11 protein-coding genes are annotated in these 10,358 nt (G+C 54.0%); 7 read left to right on the top strand and 4 right to left on the bottom strand.

The annotated features are described in order from the left end of the window. Positions 1-163 precede the first annotated feature (163 nt). From AC13E3_RS07295 to AC13E3_RS07275, 5 genes are all read left to right on the top strand, one after another. On the top strand, positions 164-652 hold the full coding sequence (locus tag AC13E3_RS07295; RefSeq protein WP_482901868.1) for a restriction endonuclease subunit S: 489 nt from the start codon (positions 164-166) through the stop codon (positions 650-652). Next, positions 652-1,632 (top strand): Abi family protein, encoded by a 981-nt coding sequence (locus AC13E3_RS07290; protein WP_482901867.1) that lies wholly within the window; start codon positions 652-654, stop codon positions 1,630-1,632. The genes AC13E3_RS07295 and AC13E3_RS07290 overlap by 1 nt, the downstream gene beginning before the upstream one ends. Before the next feature lie 387 nt (positions 1,633-2,019). Beyond that, positions 2,020-3,030, top strand: coding sequence for a restriction endonuclease (locus AC13E3_RS07285; protein ID WP_482901866.1), 1,011 nt, complete (start codon positions 2,020-2,022; stop codon positions 3,028-3,030). Positions 3,031-3,504: 474 nt separating this feature from the next. Further along, positions 3,505-4,509: a tyrosine-type recombinase/integrase gene (locus AC13E3_RS07280; RefSeq protein WP_482901865.1), complete on the top strand. Its 1,005-nt coding sequence runs from the start codon at positions 3,505-3,507 to the stop codon at positions 4,507-4,509. Between the two features lie 138 nt (positions 4,510-4,647). After that, entirely contained in the window at positions 4,648-4,947 is a 300-nt protein-coding gene (locus tag AC13E3_RS07275; protein WP_178975003.1) for a helix-turn-helix transcriptional regulator, read from the top strand. Between the two features lie 193 nt (positions 4,948-5,140). Here the strand turns inward: AC13E3_RS07275 and AC13E3_RS07270 are convergent, their stop codons facing one another. The 3 genes from AC13E3_RS07270 to AC13E3_RS07260 are packed head-to-tail and all read right to left on the bottom strand — an operon-like array spanning position 5,141 to position 7,335. Next, positions 5,141-5,947 carry a DODA-type extradiol aromatic ring-opening family dioxygenase gene (locus AC13E3_RS07270; protein ID WP_482901864.1) on the bottom strand — a complete coding sequence of 269 codons (807 nt, stop codon included), beginning with the start codon at positions 5,945-5,947 and terminating at the stop codon, positions 5,141-5,143. Between the two features lie 17 nt (positions 5,948-5,964). Continuing rightward, positions 5,965-6,912 (bottom strand): glutathione S-transferase family protein, encoded by a 948-nt coding sequence (locus tag AC13E3_RS07265; protein ID WP_482901863.1) that lies wholly within the window; start codon positions 6,910-6,912, stop codon positions 5,965-5,967. Between the two features lie 3 nt (positions 6,913-6,915). Continuing rightward, positions 6,916-7,335 (bottom strand): DoxX family protein, encoded by a 420-nt coding sequence (locus AC13E3_RS07260; protein ID WP_482901869.1) that lies wholly within the window; start codon positions 7,333-7,335, stop codon positions 6,916-6,918. Between the two features lie 188 nt (positions 7,336-7,523). Between AC13E3_RS07260 and AC13E3_RS07255 the strand changes: the two genes are divergently transcribed. Both AC13E3_RS07255 and AC13E3_RS07250 read left to right on the top strand, forming a co-directional pair. After that, the gene (locus AC13E3_RS07255; RefSeq protein WP_091705345.1) at positions 7,524-8,429 is read left to right on the top strand and encodes a LysR family transcriptional regulator; all 906 of its coding nucleotides are present in this window, start codon (positions 7,524-7,526) and stop codon (positions 8,427-8,429) included. Between the two features lie 284 nt (positions 8,430-8,713). Then, a complete protein-coding gene (locus AC13E3_RS07250) occupies positions 8,714-9,751 on the top strand; it encodes a lipid A deacylase LpxR family protein (RefSeq protein ID WP_227663614.1) in 1,038 nt (345 codons plus the stop codon). 29 nt (positions 9,752-9,780) lie between these two features. Here AC13E3_RS07250 and AC13E3_RS07245 read toward each other — a convergent pair whose 3' ends face one another. Beyond that, positions 9,781-10,284 (bottom strand): acyl-CoA thioesterase, encoded by a 504-nt coding sequence (locus AC13E3_RS07245; RefSeq protein ID WP_218141235.1) that lies wholly within the window; start codon positions 10,282-10,284, stop codon positions 9,781-9,783. Positions 10,285-10,358 lie beyond the last annotated feature (74 nt).

Here is a 10,358-nt window from a genome sequence, read left to right as displayed (position 1 = left end):
CCAATGGGGGAAAGGGGGAGTTGTGCCTGAATGCCGGAAACTGGCTAAATAATCGCCAACTTCGACCATGACCACTCGGATCTGGCACTACCAGGCTTGGTCTGCGAAGGTTGTTGGAGCACTATGAGAAATCCGGGCTAGGTATGAGACGGCTGGTTATCCTTTGATTACCAGCAAAAACCTCTCATCTGGCGAACTCTCCTTTGATGATGTAAAGCTCATCAGTGAGTCAGACCACAAAAAAATTCAGGAGCGATCCAGGGTTCGGCAAGGCGACATTTTGTTCGCAATGATTGGCAGTATTGGAAATCCCGTAATAGTGAATACAAACCGCGAGTTCAGCATAAAAAACGTCGCCTTATTCAAGTATTACTCAGACGAGCTTTCCAGCCCCCCCTTCCTAAAACTGTTCTTAGAAAACGCGGCTGAAGACCTCAAGCAGCAAGCTGCAGGCGGTGTGCAGTCGTTTGTCTCGCTTGGCAAACTAAGAAGCTGGTTGATGCCCCTTCCCCCCCTGGCAGAACAACACCGCATCGTCCAAAAAGTCGATGAACTCATGGCCCTCTGCGACCAACTCAAGGAGCGCCTGAACCAGGCCAGTGAAACCCGCTGCCAGCTGGCCGAAGCCGTCGTGGAAGGAGCCCTGGACTAATGGTGTACAACAGGCCATGGAAGCCCTTCACCGAGCAACTGGAACTGCTCAAATCCCGGGGCATGCTGGTCACCGACGAAGCCGCCGCTCTGGATTACCTGCAGCGCGTCGGCTACTACCGCCTCAGTGGCTACTGGTATCCGTTTCGTAAGTTCGAGGTGGTGCTGGACCAGAGAACCGGAAAGCTGGCTACAAAGGCTGTGGACGAGTTCCAGCCGGGCACCCAGTTCGTGGACGCAGTGCACCTGTACCTGTTCGACAAACAGCTGCGCCTGTACCTGGCCGATGCCCTCGAACGTATCGAGATTTCTCTGCGGGTAGACCTGTCGTACCTGTTGGGTAGACGCAGCCCGTTCGCCCATATCGAGAACACCAAGGCTCACTTCCACCCGGGCTTCGCCAGCCGGCCTTTCCACAAAGGCAGCCCCCAGTCCGCCTTTGATGCCTGGCTGAACAAATACCGGGGACTGGTCAGCCGGTCTAAGGAAGACTTCGTGCGGCACTACCACGCTAACCACGGCGATGAACTGCCGATATGGGTCGCCGTGGAGGTGCTGGACTTCGGTGCCATCTCCCAGCTGTTCAGCATGCTCAACGTAAAAGACCAGCTAGCCATCGCCAACCGCTATGGCGTGAACGACTGGAAGGTGTTCAAAAGCTGGCTGTTCAGCCTGAGTTACCTGCGCAACCTGGTGGCCCACCACAGCCGCCTGTGGAATCGGAACATCACCTCCAAGCCCATGCTCCCCAAACGGGACGAGATAGCCTGGTGTGATGCGTTCATCAACAACGAAGACACCCGCTTCAAACCCTTCCTGCTGCTGGCCATTACACGCATGCTGGTAAAGTCGATATGCCCGAATACCGAATGGCACAACCGGCTGGCAGAGCACCTAGAACAGTTTCCAGAGCAGCACTCATCGAGGAAGCTGGATTTGAGCGGGATGGGGATTACGGACGACTGGAAGGACTGGTGGTAGCCAGAAAATAAAAACCCCAGCGTAAGTTGCAAGCAACCAAGAGGCCAGGGTCGTGTTGCCAATAATAATAGACAGGCTAGTGATGGAACGCAACCCCGCTATTGTTACCGCGCGTTCTAGGCAAAGCGAGAGTGAGCCACCGGAAAGGAGTGCTACTTTATGGCCTATGTGAAATGTCCCAAATGCGGATCGGAAAAGCATGAGGTGATGAAATGCAAAAAATGCGGATTCTCCCGTCGACTCCACGACCCCGGGGCTTACTCAACCTATTACTCGGACAATCCTGACTACTGGTCTGACTCGAAGCCGAAAGATGCGCTAAACCGAGCCTCAACCGGTGGCGGCTTCGAACGTAACCGCAGAAAACACTGAAAAGATGGGGTAAAGATGACAAATGGCTGGATGATTCGCGCTGGCAATGGCGGCCGCTATTTTGACGACTTCAAGGACAACGACTGTGTGGCAATTGGCTGGAATAGCCTAGGTGACCTGCGCCAGTACAGCAGTCCCGAAGCGCTTAAGGAGGCCTACATACAGCATTTCGGTAACGCAAAGCCTGGGCGGACTGCGAACGCCATCGCCATGATTCGCAAGTTCCGCGACGACATCAAGCAAGGCGACACCCTCATCACGTACAGTCAGGAGCATCGTGAGTACCTCGTTGGTGAAGACCTTGGTCAGTATGAGTTCCGACCAGAACCGGACCAGGTAGGAGAGTTCCAGCACATACGCAAAGTGAAGTGGCTGGGCAGGGTTTCCCGTGATCAGTTCAGCCAAGCAGCCAGAAACAGTCTGGGTTCTGTACTGACCGTATTCTCGCTTTCTGATTCGGTCATCAGCGAAGTACAGGACCGGCTCTCAGGCAAGCCGGCCGAGCTGCCCTCCTCACCAGACGACACACCCACTGCAGAGGCCGAGTTCGAGCTACTTCGAGAGGAAGTCGTCTCCAGGGGCCACGAGCTCATCAAAGACAAAATCCAAGGCTTGGACCCAGATGAAATGGAAGAGCTTACTGCAGCCCTGCTACGGGCCATGGGCTACCAATCTCGGGTTTCCGCCAGAGGGCCTGACCGTGGTGTAGATGTTTTGGCCTCTCCCGACGGCCTTGGTCTGACTCAGCCTCGAATTAAGGCAGAAGTAAAGCACCGAAGCGGCAGCATGGGTTCCAACCCCATCCGAAGCTTCATCGGCGCCCTTCGAGAAGGCGACCAAGGGTTATTCATTAGCACCGGAGGCTTTACTCGGGAAGCTCGATATGAGGCCGAGAGGGCTACCATTCCGGTGACTCTCATCGACATCGACCTTCTGGCGGATCTCGTGGTGGCTAATTATGAAAGATTCGATATCGAGGGACAGCGTTTACTGCCATTGGTAAAAGTGTATTGGCCTGCCGAATAGTCCAGACTTTATCTCGAATTGCTTGCGGCTGCCCCATGGGACACTGGCGGGACACTAAATGAAAACAAACGGCGATATTCCACAAAACTCAGCAACACCAATACTCAGTACGTAGCTGATTTTATTGTCGTTAAATGCTGTCGATTTTTGTCAAAAACAGCATTCGCCAGATTGAAAATCCCCGTGTCGGTGGTTCGATTCCGCCTCCGGGCACCATTTTTACCCTCCCCCAAATAACGTAACCCCTTGTCTAAAAAGCAAAAATCGACACCCTGATCTGTCGTGATTGCCATTTTTCTTGCTTCTCGTAACCCTCTGATTTTCCTAAATTTGGAAAAATCCGGTAAAACCAGTCACGACAAAATCACGACTGCACCACCCTCTTCCTAATATTCCTCCGACCGTAATTTTTGGGCGTACGAGCCCAACCACTGGCCGTCGCATTCGAGTTTTCCGATGCATGGAGGGATATCAGTGGCTAGCTTCAAAAAAACCACCACCGGTTGGCGAGCGGATGTTTTCAAAAAAGGTATCCGGCGCTCCAAAACTTTTCGCGCCAAGCGAGAAGCCGTTGCCTGGTCTAACCAGATCGAATATGAAATCGAACAAGGCCACCACGATACCGGTGCAGCACCACCCAATGCGACCATGTACCACATACTGGAACGCTACCGGGATGACGTCTCCCCCAAAAAACGAGGCGCAAGATGGGAGGTGACGCGCCTGAATCAAATGATGCGGGATCCGCTGCTGGCCGACGTAAAACTATCGGACGTTGGCCCCCGGCATTTCTCGGCGTGGCGTGACAAGCGCTTGAAGGAAGTTTCCGGCTCTACCGTGAATCGAGAGTTCAATCTTCTAACTCACGCCTGCAAGCTCGCATGGAGGGAGTGGCAGTGGCTCAAAGAGCACCCAATGGTCGGGGTTTCGCGACCACCCGAGAATAAACCGCGAGACAGGGTCATTACCGATGCTGAAATCGAATCCTACGTCGAAACGAGTGGTTTCAGTTTCAAAACACCACCAGCAACGGTCCTCAGCCGCGTTGGTGCCATGTTTCTGTTCGCCTCAGAAACGGCAATGCGGGGCGGCGAAATCTGCAAAATGAAAAAAACAGATATCGATTTCAACAAACACGTGGTTTATATCCCTGAAACCAAGACTGGTGTACCAAGGTGGGTTCCGCTATCAACAAAGGCCATCAAGATACTCAACCATGTGTTGGACTACACCAAAGGCACACCAACAGTATTTTGCGTAACGGCCAGCCAGCGAGACGCTCTCTCACGGAAAATCATGAAGAAGGCCGGCCTTGAGGGCATCAACTTTCACGACACCCGTAGAACGGCCCTCACGCGGCTATCGCAAAAGTTCGGGCCGATGGAGCTTGCCAAAATTTCTGGTCATCAGGACCTGAAGATCCTACAGTCAGTTTACTACGCGCCGGATCCTTCCGATTTGGTGGAAAAACTCGACTAGCCCCAATGAGTTAGTAGCAATTAGTATTTCGCGTTACTAATTGCTACTAAAGAAGATGAAACCGTTCAGGCAACAAGCGCCCAGTCTAAAACTCTGCGATCCGTACCCTCCTCGAATAGATACTTCGAGGAGGTCAAAATGAGAGAGATTTCCCAGTTCGAACCTGAAACTAACGCCATCCCTCAAACTTTAATACAACTCACTCAAGTGCTAGAAAAGCTGCTGGAAAAGACTGAGCCGGACACTGAGGAGCGACTCTGGACTCCCGCAGACGTAGCCAATTTTCTGCAGGTCAGTGAGGCGAGTGTGATGAAAAACTATTATTACATGCCGGACTTCCCGAAAGGATTCCGGTTGCCCTCCAAGAAAGGCATGGGTAGCCGCCGGTGGTATCCAAGCGACATCAAAAAATGGTGCGAGCGGCAAAAATCCTTCTGAACGATGAGGTAGAGCGTGATTCACCCCATGTTGATTGTTGCTGCAGCGTTGGTGATTGTGGGATTAACGGGCGCAGTGCTGTATTTAATCGCCAAGAAGAAGGAGTAGCCTTCTCTTTGTGTTCTGCTGACTCCTGCGAGGAACGGGATTATCAAAGGGTGGCGAACGGAGTCACCACCCGAAACCCGTACCGTCACCCCGCTTTCCAGTAGAAAAATCCTGATTCTTTCCCCAGAACGGCCACCGATGAATGTGCATCACAGGGTTTATTGGCCAAGCCATAACAGACATGCAACGGCAGCAGGTGTTCTTCCCGGGGATGGCAGAACCTGGCATGGGGCGCCTGTTCCCAGTGAACCAATCGTTCCGCGCGCTCCGATTCGCTCATATTGGGGTCGCCACAGGTTTCCTCGAGCCAGTGCTCAAACGCCTCATTGCGCGCCTGAATCTCCGGTGTCTGGGTCGCGAAGAACGCCCGCATGTTGTGGAAGGAAAACCCCGAACCAATCACCAGCAGGTTACCATAGTCCAGGGCCTGGAAAGCACGGCCGATGGCCAGGTGGGTGCCGGCGTCCAGGCTGCTTACAAGCGACAGCTGGATGCACGGGATATCCGCTTCCGGGTACATCAGCTTGAGCGGTACAAACAGGCCGTGGTCAAAACCACGTTGGTCATCAAGCCGCGCCGTGATCCCGGCTGCCTCCAATGCATGGTATACCTGCTTCGCCAACTCGGGCTCCCCCGGGCAGGGATACTGGATTTCGTAGGCCTCCGCCGGGAAGCCGCCGTAGTCATAAATAAGCCCGGGATTGGCTCCGGAGGTGATCGTCGGCACCGACGCCTCCCAATGGGCGCTGATCACCAGTATCGCCGACGGTTTGTGGAGCTTACCGGCAAGCTCGGTGAGTTTTTCCACCATCTCACGGTGGTCCGGATCGCCCAACAGCGGCATGGGCCCGCCACCATGGGAAAGGAACAGCACATCGGTTGTTTTCGTCATGACTATGCCTCCTCCGTTCAGAGCTTGCCCGGCCCCGCCGGAACAATGCCGCTCGGGTTCAGGGCCTTGATGGAGTAATACCCGGCCTTGATATGGTCGAGATTCACCGTATCTGCAATACTCTCCAGCGCCAGGATCCGATGCATGTAACCGTGCAAATGCGGCATGGCTTTCAGCGTGTTCCGGTTACACTTGAACAGGCCGTGGTAAGCCGCGTCAAAACGCACCAGCGTTACAAACAGGCGAACATCGGTTTCCGTCAGTTGATCCCCGAACAAAAACGGGCCACCCGCTGCCAGGCGTGACTCCATGGCATCCAGCGCCGCAAACACCTTTTCACAGGCTTCGTTGTAGGCAACCTGGCTGGAGGCGAAGCCGGCCTGGTAGACCCCATTGTTCAGATCCGTGTAGAGGTATTCATTGAGGCTGTCGATGTCCTCCGCCAATGCCTGCGGGTACAGATCCGGGCCTTCATCCACAATGTCGGTGAAAGCGCTGTTGAGCATCCGGAGAATATCCGCAGACTCGTTATTAACAATGGTCCCGGCCTGTTTATCCCAAAGTACCGGCACCGTGGCGCGGCCAGAGATGTGTGGATCGGCCCTGGTGTAAAGTTCGTGCATGTAACGCGCACCGTTCAGCGTGTCCTCTTGCGCGCCGGGGTAGCCGCCGAATTGCCAGCCCTGATCCGTCAGGCGTGGGTTAACGACCGTTACCCCGATGATGTCCTTGAGTCCTTTAAGCTCACGAGCAATCAAGGTTCGTGATGCCCAGGGGCAGATGTAGGCCACGTACAGATGATAGCGCCCCGGCTCTGCCTTGAACCCGCCCGTCCCGGTAGGCCCCGGGGCGCCATCCCTGGTGACCCAGTTTCGGAAGGAAGAGGTCTGGCGGATGAAACGTCCCTGTTCATCCTTCGCCTGTACCGGTTGCCAGTTGTCTTTCCAGACGCCGTTGACCAGCATGATTCAGCCCTCTTTGTAAAACAGATTGTCTACTGCAAACCGGCCCGCGCCCTGCATCGCCAATGCCACCGTGACAACCAGCAAGGTCAAAGCGTACTCATAACCATTATTCGACATGAACAAACCGTTGCCGATATGCACTGAGAATATAGCAACCAGCATGGTAAACGCCGCAACCAGTGCCGCCGGCCGCGTCAGCAACCCAAGCACCAACGCCAGACCGCCAAAGAACTCGGCACCGCCAGCCAGCAAGGCCATCAGGTACCCCGGCTCAAGACCAATGCTTGCCAGCCACTGCCCGGTGCCTTCCAGACCGTAGCCGCGAAACCAGCCAAAGAGTTTCTGAGCACCGTGGGCTGCCAGAACCAGACCAACCTGTACCCGCAGTACCAATGCCGCATAGCCGCCATTGGAGCGAAACAGTCTCTGTTAAAATTGCGTGTTCATAATCGTCACCTCGAATTTTTCTCTCATTGGTTTATCCCGCCGCTCCCGTTTGAAGCGATGAACCCACTTTACTATCACCAATGGAGCAGACTAAGACGGATACTGTTGCTTTATTATCAACTTTATATTGATAATCAGATAACACCCTCAAACAGGACAGGCCAATGGATCGCATCGAGGCCATGCGTGCCTTCGTGGCTGTGGTCAATGAAGGCACCTTCACCCGCGCCGCCGACCGGCTGGACACCTCACCACAGCTGGTCAGCAAATACGTCTCCCAACTTGAAGCACACCTGGGTGTGCGGCTGCTGAACCGGACCACTCGCCGAACCCACCTGACGGAAGCAGGCACTCACTACCATCAGCGAGCCCAACAGGTCTTGGCCGACATTGACGACATGGAAAATCAGCTCGGCAACCTGCAAACCCAGGCCCAGGGGCTGTTGCGCATAAGCGCACCAGTCTCTTTTGCCATTCGCCACATGGCACCTCTGCTGAGTGAATTCCAGAAAGCGCACCCCGCGGTGGGCATCGACCTGCAGCTGAACGACCGGAAAGTGGACATCTTGGAAGAAGGATTCGACATCGCACTCCGAATTGGTCACCTGAAAAACTCCTCTTTAATTGCCAAGCGACTTGCACCAGTCCGACTAGTGCTTTGCGCCTCGCCCGACTATCTAAAGCAACACGGCACGCCACAGAGCCCTGAAGAACTGAGCCATCATCGCTATCTGCAGTACAGCTACATGGACATTGGCCCTGGCCATCCACTTCAGAAATGGCTGCAGACCCAGGGGCGAAAGAGTGATGGGAGCATGATCAGCAATAACGGCGATGTGCTGGTGGAGTCGGCCATTGCAGGAGCCGGTGTAGCCCTGCAGCCAACCTTTATTGCTGGTGACGCCATCAAGGACGGAAAATTGCAGGTGATCCTTCCAGAGTACGAACCGCAACCGATGGCGCTTTATGCGGTCTACGCCCATCGGCAGCTGCTGGCCAGCAAGGTACGAGGTTTTATCGACTTTGTTGATGGTTTCTTTGGCAAAACACCTTATTGGGATCAGTTCTAAGCACCTACGAACGTAGAAGTAACAGAATCGGCAACGGGAATGCTGGAAGCAATGCGAAGATCGCAAGTTGCCCAACCAGCGCAACACCAGACCACGCCGCCAGAGACATGACAAATACCGTTGCCGTTTGGCACAGCCAACACATAAAAATCGTGAAGCCTCAATTTTATTGAACACCTCTGCCAAAAAGCTCTGTTAGCTTCAAGGATCGATATACGCTAAAATTTATAGTTAGTACACGTATCGTTAATTAGCTTATAGAGTCAGCCTTTTCATACAGGGTTATGGCCTCATCCCTCTCAACCCAAACCACCTTCGATTGCATGCCTCGATCCTCATTATTCGCAACCATTGTTTTTTTAGCATTCACTCACAACTCTGCGCCCGCCAGCGCTGATGTTATTAATTTTTCCTGGGATAACGACCTTTTCCTCGGCAGTGATCAGGGGTACACCAATGGCGGGCGAATTTCCTACCTGAACACCCCGTCCGAGGGGCCTGAACGGGAATCTTCAGGTTTCGCCGCAGCTGTTAGGGACCACCTGGCATTTCTGCCTGGAATAGACGACGAATCAAATCAGCACGCAACCAGTTTCAGCCTGCGTCAGCTAATTGTTACGCCCAAGAACATTTCAAATCCTGAACCGCAATATGACGACCTTCCCTACGCGGGCTATCTTTCCTTAAGCAGCTCGCTTTGGAGCTGGCGTGCCGATCAAATCACCGGCGCTGGGTTACACCTGGGAGTTGTTGGGCCAGAGAGCGGTGCAGAAGCTACGCAGAAATGGGTGCACAAAGTAACCGGCAGCGAACGTCCAAGAGGATGGGAGTACCAACTCGGTACTGACGTGGTAGGTGGCGTGCAGGCTATTCATGGCCGGAAACTTCTGCAGCTGGGAAGCAAGGGGGAGGTCGAGCAACAGGTATCTGCGATAGGCTCGGCCATGCTGTCAACATTCCAGACCTCTGTGCAGACCGGCCTGATATGGCGTATCGGCCACAACCTGCCAATGAACTTTGCTCCGGACTACGCAGGGAGCTCCACCTCCATTGCCCTACCGGGGTCATTCAGCAATACAGAAAGCAGCTGGTCTGTGTTCATAGGAGCCGGGGTGGAATACACCCCCTATTCCTACATTGAGGAGCATGCCGCCCCTTACCGATTCGACAATGACCCCATTATTAGCCAAATCGGAGTGGGGGGCACCTGGCAGTGGAACAATCTGCAAGCCGCCCTGACACTACGCACTACCACAGGAGCAGGAGATCAACACAAAGACAACTTCAGCTTTGGAACGCTCTCTTTATCCTGGACTTTATGAACCAGATTCCACGTTGTCAGCACAGACCGTCAGCCAGCAGCAATCTTGCAGTTTTCACCTTCCAGAGAACGCTCGTCAATATCGTAGTCAATCTCGCTTCTGGCCTGCTCCAGCTCGTGCCGCTGCAGCTTTCGAACCTTGCGCCGCAAACGCCCCTCCAGGAAACGGCGAATCTCTTCGTCACTTTCGAGTAGCAGCCCTGGTATAGCTTCGGGAGATTTTGTATCTCTATTCAAAGCAACCATGGTGAAGTAAGACGTGTTGGTGTGACGAATAACGCCCGTCTGGAAGTTCTCAGACTCCACCCGAATACCAATTTCCATCGATGACTTGCCGGTATAGTTCACAGACGAGTACAGGGTCAGAATCTCCCCCACTTCCACCGGGTTCAGGAAGTCCACTTTATCGACCGACGCCGTGACGCAATAGCACTTGGAATGCGAGGCCGCGCAGGCGTAGGCGATCTTGTCCATCAGGGACAGCACCACCCCGCCGTGAACCTTGCCGCCAAAATTTTCATAGGAAGGAACCATCAGTTCCTTAAGTACAATCTGAGACTCGCTAACAGGGCGAAATTCGCCACTTTTACTCATTAGAATCCTCTCGG

Source organism: Marinobacter sp. L-80 (assembly GCF_056859395.1).
Note: the sequence above shows the minus strand (reverse complement) of the source record. Positions and strands in the feature narration are given on the sequence as shown.